Source organism: Lactiplantibacillus fabifermentans DSM 21115, from assembly GCF_000498955.2.
GTDB lineage: Bacteria > Bacillota > Bacilli > Lactobacillales > Lactobacillaceae > Lactiplantibacillus > Lactiplantibacillus fabifermentans.
Map to the genome: position 1 here is coordinate 56,739 of NZ_AYGX02000081.1, position 19,073 is coordinate 75,811.

General features: G+C 46.5%; 14 protein-coding genes. 1 reads left to right on the top strand and 13 read right to left on the bottom strand.

The features are described from left to right. Positions 1-193: 193 nt before the first annotated feature. The 4 genes from DY78_RS07580 to rpsO form a co-directional block, all read right to left on the bottom strand. Positions 194-1,102 carry a hypothetical protein gene (locus DY78_RS07580; protein WP_024624673.1) on the bottom strand — a complete coding sequence of 303 codons (909 nt, stop codon included), beginning with the start codon at positions 1,100-1,102 and terminating at the stop codon, positions 194-196. Between the two features lie 60 nt (positions 1,103-1,162). Beyond that, entirely contained in the window at positions 1,163-2,893 is a 1,731-nt protein-coding gene (locus DY78_RS07585) for a ribonuclease J (protein WP_024624674.1), read from the bottom strand. 18 nt (positions 2,894-2,911) lie between these two features. Continuing rightward, positions 2,912-3,784: a 4-hydroxy-tetrahydrodipicolinate synthase gene (gene dapA, locus DY78_RS07590; protein ID WP_024624675.1), complete on the bottom strand. Its 873-nt coding sequence runs from the start codon at positions 3,782-3,784 to the stop codon at positions 2,912-2,914. Positions 3,785-4,023: 239 nt separating this feature from the next. After that, positions 4,024-4,293: a 30S ribosomal protein S15 gene (gene rpsO / locus DY78_RS07595; RefSeq protein ID WP_003639022.1), complete on the bottom strand. Its 270-nt coding sequence runs from the start codon at positions 4,291-4,293 to the stop codon at positions 4,024-4,026. A gap of 237 nt (positions 4,294-4,530) precedes the next feature. Here rpsO and rpsT point away from each other — a divergent pair, with 237 nt between their 5' ends. Further along, a complete protein-coding gene (gene rpsT, locus DY78_RS07600; RefSeq protein WP_024624676.1) occupies positions 4,531-4,785 on the top strand; it encodes a 30S ribosomal protein S20 in 255 nt (84 codons plus the stop codon). A gap of 866 nt (positions 4,786-5,651) precedes the next feature. Here the strand turns inward: rpsT and holA are convergent. The 9 genes from holA to DY78_RS07645 all read right to left on the bottom strand — a co-directional run bounded on the left by holA (position 5,652) and on the right by DY78_RS07645 (position 18,707). Beyond that, positions 5,652-6,644 carry a DNA polymerase III subunit delta gene (gene holA, locus DY78_RS07605; protein WP_051385218.1) on the bottom strand — a complete coding sequence of 331 codons (993 nt, stop codon included), beginning with the start codon at positions 6,642-6,644 and terminating at the stop codon, positions 5,652-5,654. 19 nt (positions 6,645-6,663) lie between these two features. After that, positions 6,664-8,946 carry a DNA internalization-related competence protein ComEC/Rec2 gene (locus DY78_RS07610; protein ID WP_024624678.1) on the bottom strand — a complete coding sequence of 761 codons (2,283 nt, stop codon included), beginning with the start codon at positions 8,944-8,946 and terminating at the stop codon, positions 6,664-6,666. Then, complete coding sequence (locus DY78_RS07615; RefSeq protein WP_024624679.1) at positions 8,947-9,432, bottom strand: ComE operon protein 2; 486 nt, start codon at positions 9,430-9,432, stop codon at positions 8,947-8,949. A 53-nt stretch (positions 9,433-9,485) separates the two neighbouring features. Further along, on the bottom strand, positions 9,486-10,202 hold the full coding sequence (locus tag DY78_RS07620; protein ID WP_029778960.1) for a ComEA family DNA-binding protein: 717 nt from the start codon (positions 10,200-10,202) through the stop codon (positions 9,486-9,488). Between the two features lie 132 nt (positions 10,203-10,334). Then, positions 10,335-15,806: a BspA family leucine-rich repeat surface protein gene (locus tag DY78_RS07625; RefSeq protein ID WP_056993512.1), complete on the bottom strand. Its 5,472-nt coding sequence runs from the start codon at positions 15,804-15,806 to the stop codon at positions 10,335-10,337. Positions 15,807-16,296: 490 nt separating this feature from the next. Next, positions 16,297-17,340 (bottom strand): SepM family pheromone-processing serine protease, encoded by a 1,044-nt coding sequence (locus tag DY78_RS07630; RefSeq protein WP_024624684.1) that lies wholly within the window; start codon positions 17,338-17,340, stop codon positions 16,297-16,299. Further along, positions 17,337-17,825: a pantetheine-phosphate adenylyltransferase gene (gene coaD, locus DY78_RS07635; protein WP_024624685.1), complete on the bottom strand. Its 489-nt coding sequence runs from the start codon at positions 17,823-17,825 to the stop codon at positions 17,337-17,339. The genes DY78_RS07630 and coaD overlap by 4 nt, the downstream gene beginning before the upstream one ends. A 3-nt stretch (positions 17,826-17,828) precedes the next feature. Then, positions 17,829-18,392, bottom strand: coding sequence for a 16S rRNA (guanine(966)-N(2))-methyltransferase RsmD (gene rsmD, locus DY78_RS07640; RefSeq protein WP_024624686.1), 564 nt, complete (start codon positions 18,390-18,392; stop codon positions 17,829-17,831). Between the two features lie 15 nt (positions 18,393-18,407). Next, complete coding sequence (locus DY78_RS07645; RefSeq protein ID WP_024624687.1) at positions 18,408-18,707, bottom strand: YlbG family protein; 300 nt, start codon at positions 18,705-18,707, stop codon at positions 18,408-18,410. Between the last annotated feature and the right edge of the window lie 366 nt (positions 18,708-19,073).

Below are 19,073 nucleotides of genomic sequence, written 5' to 3' on the forward strand. Positions count from 1 at the left end.
CGCAAGAATTATGTCATGGCTTAATGGCCCGACAATTCTTTAGTTAATATTATACTACATCCTAGTGAAAAGGCCAAATTGCTCACCCATCACTAGGAATCCTTAAACATTATATATAGTGCTCTCGGATTTGTAAACAGATATTATTCAAAAAATTGAATTTTTGTAAGTTAAAGCTAATTGTTTCAATTTTTCAGCCCAAATCCAAGTTAAGTTGCTGGATTTTGTGCTGAATGTCAAGCATTTTTTGTTGGTCAGCCGAGATTTTTTCCGGTAACGCCCCCATTTGGTCAGCGACAACTAATTGCACCCATTGTTCCGCATCGCTGATGGCCTTTTCAGAGAATGGATATAAATACATTAATTGTAAAGGTAAAAATGCTTGTAAATTTTCAGTTAAGCTGGCATCTTGTTGCGCCAACGGTTGTTGCAAAACTGCCACTACCTGCTGACTAGTGGCATCGGCTGCTAACGCCGGCAAGTCCGCCGGAACGACCGTCTGTTTGGTTCCATCCAACCAAATAAAATCAACGGGCTGGGTCACTCGTAACTCGTGTAAGGTGTATAAGACCTCTACGCGCGTCAACTGATGCAAAAACGGGTCGACCAGCAAAAATTGCGCCGCCGTTAAATATTTCGTTAAAGTTAACTGCTTGGCAGCATGCAGCCGTTCAGTCTGCGCCGGTACCGGTAGTTCTGACAAATGATAAAATTGTCGCATGGTCGTTGTTAGCGTGGCTTGCAGGGTCTCCTCAGCAGTCGCTTCAGCGGCCGTGATGCGTTCAAACGCCGTCGTTTGCCATGAGCCACTGGGCCGTTGCGCCACAAAAATACGGGCATCAATTAGTTGATGACTCCCTAAAGCGGCCGTCAAATATAACGTGGCCGCCGTATCATTAGCCAGGTATGCCGCCTCAAATTCCATCGCATAAGTTAAGGCCGGGGTGTACTTTTCTGTCTGGACTAATGCGTTGACCAACTGTTCATTCAAAGTTGCCGTTTGTGTGGCCTGATAAGCCGTTTCAAACAGCGCGGCGGCCGTCGACCAATCGGCAGCCGCGGCGGCTTTTTGGGCCGCTGTAATGGTCTCTGTCGCTGTCATTTACGTTTCCTTTCGCAAAGCACGTCGAAAAAAGCCGGCCGAGGGCCGACTTTTTTAACATTATGCTTCGGTTTCTGATGAAGTTTCATTTTCAGCCGGCGTCTTCGCCTTCTTATGACGACGATGATGTTGATTAACTTCCATAATCACCGGTAAAATGACCGGATGCCGCTTCGTTTGGTCCCATAAATAATGGTTCAACTTTTCACGGACTGCTTGTTTCAAATGACCCCAGTCGAACTCTTTGTTATCCAAATTCGATTGCACCGTCTCTTTGACCAATTCGGCACTTTCTTGCATCAAGTCTTTACTAGTCTTGACGTAAACAAAGCCGCGTGACGTGATTTTAGGTTCCGCAATGATTTTTTTCTTCTTGCGGTCAATCGTGACCACCGCCACAAAAATCCCATCTTCGGATAAAATCTTCCGATCGCGTAAAACAATGTTACCGATATCGCCAACACCAATCCCGTCAATCATCGTATCGCCGATTTCAATGGAACCTGCTAAGTGCATATCATCGCCGTCATATAAGAGTTGGTCCCCTTTAGCCGCAATGAAGATATGGTCGTCGGGGATCCCGACTTCTTTAGCAAAGCCAGCATGCGCGTCCAATAACCGATATTCACCTTGAATGGGAATAAAGTACTTAGGCTTCATTAAGTTCATCATTAATTGCAAATCGCGCTTCATCGCGTGACCAGATGAATTCATTTCGTCGGCAATGGCCTTAACATCAGCACCGGCCCGATAAATCATATCCCGGGTCTTCGCCACGACCGTTTCCATCGAATGCGATGGGGTCGTCGTAATAAAGACTAAATCACCGGCTTCAATGTTAACTTTGCCTTCTTGCTTATTCGCCATCCGTTGTAAAGCCTTGATTGGTTCCCCCATCCGGCCGGTTTGCACGATGACTGTTTTGTCGGGATCTAACTTGCTGATTGACTTCAGTGGAACGACGACATCGTCAGGCATGTGTAACTTACCAAGCTTAATCGCTGTCTTGACAATACTTTCAACATCGCCAGGCATCAATGCGACCTTACGACCGGACGCTGCCGCTGCATCTAACACTTGTTGTAAACGCAAGATATTGGAGGCCACGGTCGCCACAATAATCCGGCCAGGATGATACTTGAATGTTTCTAAGACGTATGACGCAATTTCCCGTTCACTGACCGGTTCACCGTAATTTTCAGCATTAGCGGAATCACTCAATAAGGCTAAAACCCCTTTGGCACCCACTTCAGCTAAACGGGCGTAATCGGTCCGATAATCACCAGCTGCGGTTTGGTCGAACTTGAAGTCGCCCGTATAAACGACTTCCCCAGCACTCGTTTGCAAGACGATTCCCATTGAATCTGGAATCGAATGCGTTGTGCGGAAAAATGACACCGTGACGTTACCAAAATCAATTTCGGTTTTTTCATCAATAATATGAAAATCATCGAACTTTTTCGCTTTTGGATCTTTTTGTAATTGAATCTTCGCTAATTCAACGGTCAATGCTGACCCGAATACGGGCACATTAAATTCATTTAAGAAATATGGTAATGCGCCAATTGAATCAGCATGTCCATGGGTTAAGAAAACCCCGACAATCCGATCCGCGTTTTCACGCAAATAACTGAAATCGGGAATCACAATATCGATTCCTAGTAATTCATTTTCCGGGTACTTTAACCCACAATCTAAAATATAAATGTCGCCATCGACTTCGACAGCGTACATATTTTTACCGTTTTCACGGACACCCCCAAAGGGCGTAATTTGAACTTGACTACTCAATTATTTCACCTTGATTCATTAAATATTTAAAGTTGCATACAATTTATTTTTTTGTGCGGCCGTTAAAGGCAAGATTGGTAACCGTGGATCCCCCACTGGTTGACCTAAGTGGTTCAAAGCAGCCTTAACTGGCGATGGTGATGGCGAACTGAATAATGCCGCCATTTTTGGTGTTAAATCGCGTTGGTATTTTGCCGCCGTGGCCACATCACCTTGGGCTACCGCTTGGAACATCGCGGTCATTTCATCACCATATAAGTGACTAGCAACTGAGATGACCCCTGCGCCACCAATTTCTTTGGCGGCTAAGCTTTGGGCATCTTCGCCAGTATAGACTAAGAAATCCGCCGGTGCATTTTCAACTAAGGCCCCGTACTCTTCCATTGAAGCACATTGCTTAATCCCGATGATGTTCGGATTCTTAGCTAATTCTAAGACCGTTGGCACTTCCATCTTGACGATTACGCGCCCAGGGATATTATAAATAATCACGGGTAAGCCACCTTGGTCGGCAATCGCGTTGAAGTGCGCAATCATCCCCGCTTGGTCCGGTTTATTATAGTAAGGAACGACGACTAATGCGGCGTCGATACCGTCGATTTTGCTGACCTTTTGGGTGAATTCAATCGTTGCAGCCGTGCTGTTGGAACCAGTCCCAGCCACGATGGGCACGCGTCCCGCGACGATTTTAGCCGTTTTGGTTAATAAAGCTAACTTTTCCGTTTCGCTTAACGTGGGCGCTTCACCAGTCGTGCCACCGACGATTAAGCCTTGGGTCCCATGCGCCAATAAATGTTCGATCAAACTTGCCAACCGTTCATCGTCAAGTTGTTGTTGATCATCAAACGGGGTCACCATGGCGGTCATTAAGTCTACATTTTCAAAGTTCATGTAAAAAGCTCCTCATATTATTAAAATTTACAAGTACCACTGTACTTGTCCCGAATAGTAACTCTCTTCAGTTTACCACATTTTATAATAAAGCAATAGCTAGGACCGCCCATTGCCGTGACGGGGTTTGATGCCGTCTAGTAGCCGACCGGTAACTAACGGTTCGTTACTCGTTAGGGCTTAACTCAATTATGTAAAAAAAAGAACCACCGTAAACGGCAGCTCTTTGAATGTCGATATTAACGACGAAGACCAAGACTTTGGATTAAGTCACGGTAACGGTTAACGTCTTCTTTACGAAGATAAGCTAACAAGTTACGACGATGACCAATCTTCTTCATTAACCCACGTTGTGAGTGGAAGTCTTTCTTGTGAACACGTAAATGTTCGTTTAATTCGTTGATGTCTTCAGTTAAAACTGCAACTTGAACTTCAACTGAACCAGTGTCGCCTTCGTGACGGGCATACTTATTAATAAGTTCCGTCTTCTTTTCGCGTGAAATTGCCATGTGTATCAACCACCTTTCAATTAATTGCCCTGAACTGAGTAAATCGACGGTGGTGCTCGATAAACTAAGTAAAGGGTTGCTGAACACTTGATATAGTCTAGCAAAGTCAGTCTTAAAAAGCAAGTTTCAACGCATATCAAGTCAAATTACTTTACACTAAACAGTTGCATTCAGTCCGGGCCTTATGTATAATAGCATTTGTTGAAAAAAAGTTGGTCCTTGAAAGAGGTGAATCTGATGCCAATTATCAAATCCGCTATTGAACGCGTGAAAACAAACAATAAAGCAAACGTTCGTAACACTTCACAAATGAGTGCAATGCGTACTGCTGTTAAAAAATTCGAAAATGCCAAGACTACTGGCGCTGATAACGTCGATGACTTATACTTAGCAGCCGTTAGTGCTGTTGACAAAGCCGCTACTAAAGGCCTTATCAAACGCAATAAAGCTGCCCGTGACAAGTCACGGATGGCTGCTCGTTACGCTAAGTAATGTGCATTTACGAACTCCCGAGCCTGTGCTTAGGAGTTTTTTTTTGCCCAAATTACCCACCCACTACATAACTTATCCCCGCCTCACACCCCTTATCAGCTAATCGGTTATTGCCGCAGTTGGCTGACCGTAATTCCATCGTTCTGGGACCGGCCCAAGCCTGGGAAACGTCTTGGACCTCGCTTTTGAGCCCAAAGGTCAGGTCTCAAAAGACGTCCGTGGTGTAAACGGGCAAACAACGCCCGTCAACGCCACTTTCAGGACGATTCCATTACGGTCAGCCAACTGCTAATCTCAGCTCGTCTTCAAAATAACGTAAGTATATGAAACTGTGATTGAACATTTTTGATGGTGGTTATTCGTATCAAAAGTTAGCCATTAATAACCGACTTTAAGAAAGAACCTTCAAAGATGTCGGTGCTGTAAATGTCGGAAAAAACACCGCCATTAACACCACTTGCACGGCGACTTCCATTACAACTGACCTCCAGCTAAATTGAACTATCATTCAGACACAATCAGGGAGCCACCACTAACAAGCATAGTGGTGGCTCCCTGATTCGTACTTTTCAGATAATACGTGTCATTAAGCGAAGACATCCCGGAAGCAAGTTAACCTGTGAACGTACCGATATTGTTCTTAGTCGAGTGGTTTTCTCGGCTTAGAACAAGGACGCTTTTTGAGATTAGCGGTCTTGGCTGAGCTCAAAAACGAAGCTGGTGACCGCTCTTTGGCGCCAGCTGGTCCCGGTACGAGAAACAGGTTAACTTGCTGGAGGTCAACGTCCGAAGACTGTCAGTCCCAGAATCGTCATTTATTTACAATCATTTAGTATTCAAGCGACATATTCTACCAGTGTCATCAATTAGTTCGCTCGCCGTAATGCCCGGCGATCGTTGACAAATTGGACCATGAACAATTCAAATAACAATTCTGGGTCGCGTTGTGTCGTTTTCATCTGAACTTCGGTATCCAACAAACCTAAGTAAGCCGCCCGCAAAGCATCTTGATTGAATTGACGCACCGTCTGCATCGCCAACTTCACGCGATAAGGATGCACCTTGAGCGTGCTCGCTAAGCTCCCCTGGCTATAACCAGCTCGGGCTAAGATTTTAACTTGTAATAACAGTCGAAACTGCCCGAGTAAAATCGCGTTGATTTTTAACGGGGCTTCTTGGGCGGTCACTAAATCATGATACAGTTCCACGGCCGCTTGTGTCTGATAACGTAAAACGTGATTCACGAGGTCGAAAACGTTTTGCGTCAATGATTTGGTGACGAGCGCTTGAACCGCTGGCAAATCAATGCGTTGTGATTGGGCAGCATAGATCATCAACTTCGGTAACTGCGCCATAATCAACCCTAATTGGCCGTCCGTACGGTTCAGTAGTTCTTGAAACGCGTCGGGAGCCATCGTAATCTGCTTTTCTTTCAAAGCGGTTTGCACATAACTTTGTGTTTCTTGTTCCGAGACTTGGTTGATTTCAATCATCGTCGCCTGTTTTTTCAAAGTTTTGACTAACTTTTTCCGGGCATCTAATTTATCATATGGGGCCATCATGACTAAGATGGTATCCGGTTCGGGCTGCTCAAAATACTTTTGCAAGGCATCTAAATCGTGATCAACCTTGTTTTTTTTGTTTTCCCCGGTTAAAAAATACGGGTGGTTAATAAAGACTAACCGCCGTTCACCAAAAAACGGCGCCGACATCGCATCGTCTAACGCGACAGCGACCGGCGTGGTTTCCATATCGTAGCTCCCAACGTTCATCGTTTGTTCTTCAGTTGGAATGACTTTTAAGAGGTCTTGTCGTAACTGGTCGGCTAAATAATCCACCGTTCCAACAATGACATACATCGAAGCTAAGTCACCGCTGTTAATGGCCTTGAGGGCTTGTTGTGCGTTGATACAAATTACCTTCCTTCAAAAATGTTTCCCAATGGCTCGTGTGCCAGCCAAAGTGATACCGAATCATCCCTTGTTGCGCCGTCGAATACGTTAAAATGTGTTGCTGGCGCAACGTCGCCAACGTGGCTTCATTCGGATGACCATACCGATTATGGCGGCCGACTGACAGAATTCCGCGCTGCACGCCAAGTTGTTGCAGTGCGCCAGGATCTGAAGCAGTACGACTACCGTGATGTCCTAATTTTAACACATCGACCCGCAATTGCGGATACCGGGCAACAATTGCCCGCTCCCCGGCGCGGTCCAAATCACCGGTAAACATAAATTGATGTTGGCCAAAGTGGCCGGTTAACACTAGTGAATCTTCATTTTCTGCACGCCCCGGTTGAAACGGATGCACCGCGGTCAATCCATCGGCAAACGTCATGCCCGCGACTGCTTCGATGACTTGCGGTTGCTTTTTAGCGGGTCGTAACAACTGTTGAAACTTCGGCAATTTCGCCATGCCGGCCGGGACCACAATCCGTTTAACGGTCACCCGTCGTAACAGCTCCCCCAAATCACCAATATGATCAACATCTTTATGTGATAAATACACGGTATCTATCTGGGTCAATCCGAGCCGATGCAAATAATTGACCGTGACACTTGCTACGCGGGGCGTCGCTGGGGTTGGTGGCCGTTGCCAGGTCGGTTGTGGAAAGTTCAATCGCCCGCCGGTATCAATCAAACTGACCGTCCGATTAAACGGCTGCCGAATCAAAATCGAATCGCCTTGCCCAATATCAATAAACTCCACTGCGCCGTGCAATGGCCAATGAATGCTCGCAACGACCAACGCATATGTCAAACTCAAGCGCCACCACCAGCGTTTCGCCGGCCGCCGAATTGCCGCTAACGTCAACAATCCCAGGAGCCAACCTAAATAAGCTGGCGGTTGTCCCAGCGTCAGCAAGCCCGGCCAATGACCAACCACGTCCAAATCATGCTGAAAAACGGCTAGGCTAGCGTCACACCAACTCGCAATTATCGGCCACATGAAGCCACCACTAGCGCCTAAAATCGTCAATGGCAATAGCACCCAACTAAAAATCGGGGCAACTAGCAAATTAACCAGCACCGTTAAAACATGCCACTGCGCCGTCGCCATCAACAACATCGGTAAACTGACCAGTTGAATCGTCCACGCCCGGTGCCAAACGGATTGCTGTCGACCTAAGATTAATAATAGTGCCAACCCGTAACTTAACTGACCACCTAATTGTAATAATACTAACGGATTAATTAACAAGCCGAGTAATAACGCCAGACTCCATCCGGCTAAAGCGTTGGTGGCGCGATGCGTCAATAATTGGCATAGAATCGGCAAGCCGGCGGTAATAACCGCACGTTGTAAGCTATCACTACCCCCACCTAAAATTAAGTAGACTGGCAGTAACGCAAGTAGCCAAGTATCACTAGTAGTCGTTGTCACGTGCAACCGCGTTAGCAACCACCGGATACCACTTAATAGTAAGATGACATGCATCCCCGATAGACTGAATAAATGTAATAAGCCCAATTGGCGTTCACTCGTCATGACTGGCGTAAAAGTCGCCGGCCGCATGCCAATCAATAAACTAGTTGCGTACAGTCGCAAGGTGGCTGGCAACCGGTCACAGGCTAACCGAAACTGCTGGCGCAAGCGATGGACCGCATCGCTTATCCCGGCTAAGCCGGTTCGTAAAGCTAACCTGGGTGGGCGCGCACTTTGGACGGTTAGTTGCTGATAAATACCCTGGCTACGATAATACGCCGGCCCATCAAACTGCCCCGGGTTCGTTGGCGGCGGTATCGGTGACCACGTACCTTGCAACTGCCAACTGGTACGCTGCGTCACCGCCTGCAACGCCCGTTTTTCTATGGGCGTCGCTAAGCGCCCATAGACTAAGAGCCGGTCGCGATTCGGCAAGGTCGCCAGTAACCGATATTGCCCACCGTTCACATTAATATCATCCGGTTGAACCGTGACAGTCACCGTCTTATCTTGCGGCGTCGCGGCTTGAAACTGTTGGAAACGTTGATTTTGCCATAAAAACCAACTGGCCATGAGGCTCATCATTATTACCGTGACCCACCACAACCAACGCACCTGTAAACACCACACCCGGACTAGCCAAATGGCGACTAAAAAAGCAGCGATTGCTTGCTGGCCTACCAGCCAACTACTGAGTAAACCACTGCCAATCGCTGCAAAAAATAACCCTTGCACCTAATTATTATTAAGCAAAATTTGATCTAAGCCCAACTTATCCAAGTCAGTTTGATCAAATTCAACTTGTTGTAAGGCGACCTGCTTCCGCTTGATCAAGGACATCGCATAGTCGTCATTGTGATAATTCCGCAAATAATGAATCTTCGTAATCCCCGCTTGCAATAGCATCTTCGTGCATTGTAAACATGGGAAGTCAGTGACATAAATTTCAGCACCATCTGTTGCTGCCCCGAATTTGGCACATTGCAAAATCGCATTCATTTCGGCATGAATCGTCCGCATACAGTGCCCGTCGACCAAGTAACAGCCTTCATCGATACAATGCACATCACCAGACACAGAACCGTTATAGCCCCCCGCAATAATGCGTTTGTCCCGGACAATCGTCGCTCCAACGGATAACCGTTCACACGTGCTACGCGTGGACAGCAGTACCGCTTGCATCATAAAATACTGATCCCATGGAATTCGTTGATCTTTCATTAAATTTGCCTCGCTTTCAATGACAGTAGTATACCAAATTGACCGCGTTTCGACTAGACCGTCAGTTGGTCTTGAAATTTAGCCAACGTTTTGGCCCCAATTCCACTCACGTTCTTTAAATCCGCCACCGTTTTAAACCCACCATGCTGTTGCCGATACGCAATGATTTTTTCAGCTTTCTTTTGCCCCACACCACTTAAATGTTGCAACGCCGCCACATCAGCCGTGTTCAAATTGATTTTACCGCTGGCCTGGCTCGTGCCACTAGCTGCTGATGTTGCTGCAGTCGACGTTGAGCTGGCGGCGCTCGTAGCCACGGTTGGTGGGGCTTTTTCACCTTTGACGGGCACATAAATCACTTGTTGATCAGTCACCTTGGCAGCTAAGTTGACCTGACTTTGGTCTGCTTGCGGTTGCATACCTTGGGCCAACTTTAAGACATCAGCGACCCGCATCGTGCCTGTCACTTGATAAACCCCGGGCTGTTTGACGGCTCCTTTAACATCCACATACTGTGGCCCGGATGTGGCACTCACGGCCGGTGACTGCGACCCACTCTTACTGACCAGCTGATTTGATTTGGATTTGGCCGGTGCTACCGTATTACTAGTCGCCGACGCGGTTATTGCAGCCGTGGGTGACCCTTGCGGTGCGGCCGGTCGTAATAGCCAAACTAACCCCAGCAGCCCGCATAACACGACCAAGCCGCCACTACCTAATAACGCTAATTTTTGATGTTTTTGGCACCATTCCCAGATTTCTAACAACATCACACATCGCCCCCTTTACTTACTAATTACGTAAAGTTGGTCCCAGATACTTTTATTAAATTGGAAAAAGTCGTCAAAAAAGCCGCTCGAAAAAAATCCCGAGCGACTTCTTGATAAATCTAACGCGTTGAATTAATCTTCCCGCCGTTTTTTTCCAAACAAGCCAATCAAACCCGCCAAACCTAATAGCGCCACCCCGGCAATAACTGCGCCGGCAGTCGTACTTTCATTAGTTTGTGGTAAGCCTTGTGTGGTTTTACCAGTATCACTATTAATCGCTTTTTTATCAGCGGTCCGGAGACTAACTTTAGCGGTTGCCGGTTTAACGGCACTAGCCTTAACGCCGGTCTGCTTGACACTAGTGTTAGTTCCTGACGCCTCAGTCTGCGTCGCCTTCCCATTGTTAGCAAGTTGTTGACTATCACTAATCGTATCGTCATCGTCTTCAACTTCGTCATCAGTAACGTCCGCATCAGTCGTTGGGGCTGTTGAATCATCACTATCGTCAACGCTACCACCGTCTTCAGTGGCGGCTTTAACCGTTACCGTAATCGTCTTTGAGACCGTATTACCATTTGCATCCGTATAACTATAAGTCACTGCATACGTCCCAGGCGTTGTCGTATCCACCGTACCACTCACTTTAACGGCGCTAAAATCAACCTGATTACCCTCGGCATCAGTCGCACCCTTGAACGCCGAAGCGGCATGCCAAGTGCTATCTTGTGCCACAGTCGTGTCACGCACATCAATCGAAGTTTTAGCAGCCACAACGGTCACGGTGATCGTCTTCGCTACCTGATTGCCATTTGCATCAGTGTAACGATAAGTGACGTTATAAGTTCCCAGCGTCTTCGTATCAACGGTACCATCAACGGTCACTTCACTGAAGTCAACCGCGTTGCCAGCCGCGTCGGTCGCACGCTTGAACGCAGCAGCCGCATGCCAAGTACTGCCTTGCACCACGGTCGTATCACTTGCCTCAATCGAAGCTTGCGTGGCCGCTACCGTTACCGTAATCGTTTTTGAGACCTGATTACCATACGTATCCGTGTAACGATACGTGACGTTATAAGTTCCCGGCGTCTTCGTATCAACGGTGCCGCTAACCGTTACTTCACTGAAATCGACGGCATTACCCGCTGCGTCGGTCGCACCTTTAAACACCGATGCCGCATGCCAAGTATCACCTTGCATAATGGTTGTATCAGCAACGTCAATTGAGGCTTTCGTGGCTGCCACCGTTACAGTAATCGTCTTTGAGACCTGATTGCCGTATACATCCGTATAACGATACGTGACGTTATAAGTCCCAGGCGTCTTCGTATCAACGGTGCCGCTAACCGTTACTTCGCTGAAATCAACCGCCTTCCCAGCCGCGTCGGTCGCACGCTTAAACGCGGACGCCGCATTCCAGGTCTCGCCTTGCATAATTGTTGTATCGTCGGCATCAATTGAGGCTTGGGTGGCGGCAACTGTGACCGTAATGGATTTCGATACTGTATTGCCATACGCATCCGTATAACTATAAGTAACGTCATAAGTTCCCGGCGTCTTCGTATCAACGGTACCGCTAACCGTTACTTCACTAAAATCAACTGCATTACCAGCCGCATCAGTCGCGCCCTTAAAGGCAGCTTCCGCATTCCAAGTGTCACCTTGCGTCAGCGTCGTATCACCAGCATCAATTGACGCTTGCGTTGCCACAATCGTCACAGTAATGGTCTTCGACACCGTATTGCCATACGCATCGGTATAGCTATAAGTAACGTCATAAGTTCCCGGTGTCTTGGTATCAACCGTACCGTCAACCGTCACTTCACTGAAATCAACCGCATTACCAGCTGCATCAGTCGCACTCTTAAACGCGTTTTCCGCATTCCAAGTAGCACCTTGCGTCAACGTCGCATCACCAGCATCGATTGCAGCTTGGGTCGCTACCACCGTTACGGTAATCGTCTTACTTATCTGATTACCTTCCGCGTCAGTATACGTGTAGGTCACCTGATAATCACCAGGCTGACTAGTATTAACCGTATCACCAGTAATCGTCACGTTAGCTTTATCAAAAGTAACTGGATTGCCAACAAAATCCGTGCCCGCAAACCAGGCTTCCGCGTCAAAAGTATCACCTTGAGTAATCGTCTTATCGGTGCTGGTGATGCTTGCTTGACTGGCGACCACCGTTACGGTTACCGTCTTTTCAAAGACATTGCCAGCCGCATCCGTGTAGCTGTATGTCACGTCATAAGTGCCAGGGACGCTCGTATCAACGCTACCGGTGACCGTCACCACCGTGCCAGTTGTCGCCGCTTTGCTAGTGGCGGCCGTACTAGTCACATACGTCACCCCGGTCAAATCAACGGAATGGCCTTGATCGTCGGTTAATCCAGTCAGATTATCGCTAGGTTGCCACGTGTTAGCCGGTTGTTGATTAACCGTGGTTTGACCACCAACTTCCAGCCCAGCTTGACTATCAGCCACCGTCACCATGACTAATTTACTAATTGTTTGGCCTTGTGAATCAACATAGCTGTATACTAACTCATAAACACCGGTTTGCGTCGGATCAACGGTACCGGATACGGTCATCTTATCAAAAGCATACGCCGTTCCATCAGTATCCGTGGCACTTTCAAAATAATCCGCGGCGTTCCAAGTCGTATCAGGACCAGCAACCAGAGTCGCATCTTGAGCAGCCAATGTCGACGCTCCATCAACCGTTTGCCAAACATACGTATCGGCAGCGACGCCCGCAACTAATTGCGCTGAGGTATAGACTTTCGTACTATCCGTCGTGCTGACCCAATAACCCGTATATTCACTCGTCGCTTTCAAGGCTGGCGACTTGGCATTGGTCGTACCAACCGTCAACGCACTATTCGTACCTAGGCGAATGGTTTGCAAATTAGTGGTATTTCCGAGCATATTATCCACCGTGGTGACATTGTCCATATTCCAGCTGCTCAAATCTAATGCCAATAGACTCTTGTCACCGTAAAAAATCCCGATGGCATTCGTTAAGGCACTAGTATCCCAGTTGCTGACATTTAAGACCTTAACACCGGTAATACCTGCAAAGAGATTCTTCATATTGAGCACTTTACTCGTATCCCAATTTGAAACATCCAACACTTGCAAGCCACTATCGTTATATAACATGTATGACATGTCAGTGACGTTACTTGTCGCCCAGTTTGAAACGTCAAGCGCGGCTAATAATTTATCGGTCGTAAACATATATGACATATCAGTCACGTTACTCGTGTCCCAATTTGAAACATCTAAGGTCGTCAATGCCGACATTGTATTGAACATCCCACGCATATTAGTCACGTGACTAGTATCCCAGTTTGAAACATCCAAAGTCGTAATCGTCGCGGCCTTTTTAAACATCGAATTCATCGCAGTAACCTTGCCAGTCTTCCAACCGGCAACATCCAAAGCGGTTAACACGCCATCATTAAAGAACATGTATTGCATATCCGTAACGTTACTCGTGTCAAAATTTGAGACATCCAACGAAGTTAGGGCGAGCATCCCATCAAACATGTAACTCATGTCAGTCACGCTACTCGTATCCCACTTGCTAACATCCAAATTAGTTAAAGCCACATTATTGAGAAACATACTACTCATATCGGTCACGTTGCTCGTATCCCAATCAGCAATATTCAATGACGTTAAATGCATCGGATTAGATGCCGCGGCGGCACTAAACATCCCCGTCATCGTCGTCACGCTGCTCGTATTCCAACCTGACAAGTCTAAATTAGTTAATGCAAGGTCCGCTTCAAACATATATCCCATATTGGTTACCTTACTTGTATTCCAATTTGAGATATCCCCAAAACTGGTAATTTTATTATCACCAGCCAACATCGCAAACATATTTGTGACATTATTTGTTTTCCAATTCGTAAGATTCAACGACTTTAACTCATTTAAATTAAGAAACATATTCGACATATCAGTTGCGGAACTAGTGTCCCAGTTCGTAACATCCAAAGTAGCTAGCAGAGATTTAGTGGATTGATTATCACTATCCTTGGCAAACATCCAGCTAAAGTCAGTTACCTTACCAGTATCCCAATTAGCAACATCTAAGGACGTCAAACTCAGATCATCGGCAAACATCGAATGCATCGTCGTTACTTGACTAGTATCAAAGTTAGCAACGTCTAAACTTGTTAAACTATTGTCATTCCAAAACATATAACTCATATCAGTCGCGCTGCTAGTGTCAAAATTAGCAACATCTAGCGCCGTCAGACTTGCTAAATTATAAAATGTTGCTTTAAAATATACGACACTACTAGTATCCCATTTTGAAACATCTAAACTTGTGAGACTGCTATCCTCATAAAACATCGAACCCATGTCGGTGACGTGACTCATATCCCAATTTGAAACATCCACACTCGTTAAGGCCGTATCACCATTAAACATCGAATAAGTATTTGTGACCTGACTCGTATCAAATTGATCGGCATTCGTAACGGTGGTTAACTTGGTCAAATCTCTAAATAACCCGGCGGTCGTTGTCCCACCAACCACCTTGCCATCAAAGCTAATCGCAGTGATGCTGTTGGCATAGGTCGCCCATGGATTGACACCGTTCGTCGTGCTGTCAAAAGTCCCCGCACCAATATGTAATACACCGGTACTATCAATATACCAAGCACTCGTCCCAAAAGTGCCACTGGCAATATCCGTGGCCGTCGCGGCAGCTCTTAATAAAGAAGCGCGTTTGTTAGTCACTTGTTGATCCGCTACCGTCGTGCTAGCGGCCACGACGGTCGTATCAACCGAGAGACTATCCGTCAAAGCGGTATCCGGAGCAGTTGTCAAACTGTCAGTAGCAGTTTGCGTGGTCGCTTCAGTCGCCGTCGTTGCCATATCAGCCACGGAAGTCGCCTCGCTAGCAGCCGTATCACTGGTGGCAGCGTTGGTCGCACTCGTTTGACTACCTGAAGTAGTCCCGTTTTCGGCAGCAATCTCATCAACGGTGCTGACATCACTCGTACTATCCTGGCTGCTAGTTGCACTACTATTTACGGTTGTCGTACTATTCGAACTCGTGGCTACACTGCTAGTCGCGGCATCGCTCGTGGCATTCGTCGTTATGCAACTGCTAGTTTTCGCGTCGCTACTAGCCGCGGCACTTGAAGGTAAAGTACTACTATCACGACTACTTGTACTTTCATCACTTGCCACTGTCACCGTAGCACTGCTGGCACTCGTACTTTCACTGGTAGCGGCGGTCGTCTTGGCCCCACTAGTACTTGTGCTTTCATCGGTACTACTAGTTGATGCTTCAGCCGTACCCGTGCGCTCATTTGAACTACTCGTTGCTGATTCATCGTTACTAGTGCTACTAGTCTTTAATGTTACTGACGAACCACTAATATCATTGCTCGAACTAGTCGTGTTACTCGAAACGGTGGCATCATCAACGGTTGTTGTATCAGCATTTGCTTGCAAAAAATGGGTTTGCCAAGTCAAAGCCAGCACGCCAGCAAATAGCCAGACACGGCCCTTTTTATACATCTTATAATGAACCTTTTCCGTGACGCGGGTGTGCTGTTGATTATTCTTACTCATCTTCCAGACTCCTTTTGATTAAATCGTTTAAATCATAAATTAATCATTAAGATTTTTATACATGCTTTAAATATTAATATAAGCTTAAAGTTTAAAGTATTCAATCAAATGCACTGTGAATCAGCCCAGTAATGACGTAAATCGTCCCACTGTAATCATACATAAGCTGGAATAAGTTGGCAAAGTTCCCACTTGTTTTAGCACTACCAACCGCCAGCAGTATAAATATTTATTTACGAATTCATCATTATTATTTCGCTATTCAAATTTAGTTTATTGAAAAATAAGCTTTTCGTATTCACGTCTCACAATTTATCATTAACATTATTTATGCTGGAAACCGTGTTAATGATGGATGTATCATTAGTTTAACTGGTTGAACCGTTTAACAAAAATAAATCAGCAAATTACGTAGCTTTATCACAAAAATGATGGCTGTATCGGCCACAAAAAGCCCCATCCAACATCAACACGCTGAATGGGGCTTACTTTAATGATTTTTCAAATATTCAACCGCTTGTTTAAACGACGAAACTGGCACAACTTTCATATTTGGCGCATACTTCTTCGCCGTGGCTTTCGCCATTTGATAGTTGGTCTGATGGTCTTCTTCAACTGCTAACAATGCCTTGGTTGGTTTAACGTACGGCGCAAAGAAAATCGTCGCCCCCGCCTTTTTAGCGGCAATGATTTTCTTGTCGATGCCGCCAATTTCGCCAACGGAACCATCGGCACTAATCGTCCCCGTCCCAGCAATCTTACGACCATGCCGCAAGTTGTCTTGGGTCAATTGTTCATAAATTTGTAAACTGAACATCAGGCCCGCTGACGGACCACCGATTTCACCAGGGTCGACCTTGACGGGAATCTTGGTCGTGACCTTCACGTTATCGGTCAACGTAATCCCAATACCCGCTTTTTTCGTGCTAAGCTTGATTAACGGTGCCGTGGCCGTCTTAGTGTGACCATTATGCCGATACGTTACGGTCACCGACTTGCCGACCCCTTGTTTCGCGATATATTTTTGATAACCTTGAGCGTTGTTGAAATGTTGCCCATTAATCTTCGTAATCGTATCGCCGACTTTGATTTGCCGCTTAAACTTCGACGTACTCTGGACATCTAACACGTAAATCCCGCGATACGTTTTATGGTAAGTTGCGTGGGCCGCTTGATAAGCAGTGGCAATCGCTTCGTTGATGGCACTTTGCATATAAAACGTCTGCACTTTTTCATAAGTCGCATCGTCCTGGCCATCCGTGGCATCATCAGCACTGACGACCGAATAATGCGGATTCAATTGGGCATACAACCAAGTAATGGGCCGAGCCGGGGCTTGGGCCACCGACGTCAACATGAATTTACCGGCGCGTTTATCGGGATGCCCTTTGACGGTTACGAAAGATTTCAGATTATTCGCCGAGCCGGGGCCTTCAATATAGTACGGTAATGGCACTAAAAATAGCGCCAAAACAATAATAACGGCGGTAATCAAAACCCAATATCGTCGTAAAAGTTGGCGCAATGACGTCATGGTTTAACTTCCTCCAACCGGGCCTTCAATAGCCGGGCCACACTATCAGGAACGTATTCCGACACGTCAGCGCCCATCTTAGCGACTTCTTTAATCAAACTCGAGGAGAAATAGGCATATGGTGGTCGCGCCACTAAACAGACTGTCTCAATGTGGTCATCGAGTGACTTATTCATCCACGCAATATCGCGTTCATAACCAAAGTCTTGTTCATTACGTAAACCGCGCACGAGCACCGTCGCGTGTTGCGTCGCCATAAAATCAACCGTTAACCCGGTGGCCGCTTTGACTTCCACGTTTGACAAATCTTGTACCTCGGCGCTAATCATCGCCACTTTTTCGGCCATCGTAAACAATGGCCGCTTACTCGTATTGACCATCACGGCGACGATGAGGTGGTCAAACAAATGACTGGCCCGCTCGATCATGTCGAGGTGCCCCCGTGTCACCGGATCAAAGCTTCCTGGAAACACTGCTGTTGGCATCGCTTAACCCTCCGCTTCCACTTTTTGATAAATCGTAATCACAGTAATACCGTAGTCTTGTTGCCGAATCATTTTGAACCCGGCAATATCATCAACGAGACCGGCATTTTGGTCCGTTTCACAAACAACGTGGGCGCCAGCATTAAATAACCCCAGCGTATCACACTTCAAAATATCGGCGACAATTTTTTGCTTCGCGTATGGTGGGTCTAAAAATAACCAGTCAAACGGTTGGCCAGTTTTCGCTAACCGTTCAACGACCCGTTCTGAGTCCCCTTTTAAGACTTTGAACCGGTCGGGCGCTTTAGTAACCGCAATGTTTTCATTAATCGTTTTAATGGCTTGATATTGGCGATCGATTAAGACCGCTTCGTCGACACCCCGTGAGACGGCTTCAATACTCAAACCCCCACTCCCGGCAAACATATCTAAAGAACGGCCGCCATCAAAATACGGGCCAATAATATTGAACAACGCTTCTTTGACTTTATCCGTCGTCGGGCGTGTCTGCATCCCGGGGACCGCCTTTAACCGCCGGCCGCCAAAATCTCCTGCTACAATGCGCATCTTGTTTTCACCAACTTAATCTTCATCATCTTTTGGTGGCAACCCGTCCGCCGGCTTAAAGAAGCCGCGGTCAACGCGTTCCCCAAAGTTCATATCAATGTCCGGCCGATACGATGGTTCGACCCGCCGGACAAAGTTCAATTTATTAATTTTAGTCGTGGTCGCTTGGACTTGGGCCTCATCCATATAAATCACCACGTAATGGCCTTTGCGAGACTGGTACGAAATATGTCCAAATCGCTTCAATTGCCGCACCTGCTTCATCGAATGCATATACACAATCAATGACCGCCGGGGGTTCACTGTAAATTCCATCGAACTGCCACCTCTTTTTTCAACTATTCTTGTTAAATGTTAGGCTAGAAACGCGATTTCGTCAACTATCAATGTTAACCAGCATGATTAAACGAAGCGCCAACTATTACCGCTACCGACTGATTCTGAATTCAAATATAAATCGCTTATATCATGGGTTACTATAAATTTCAGTATCGTTAGTTGCCGTGCAAGGATCATTAGTTCAGCCCGCTTTTAACGTACAAACCTCGCTAACATACTTGATGACACTTTCTAATTACTAGTCCGTTTGACCATACCGGCAGTTAGCAAAATTAATAACTAACATAAAGAGGCTGTGACATAAGTCTCTAAATTTAAAGCTGGTGAAGTGAAATCTTCGGA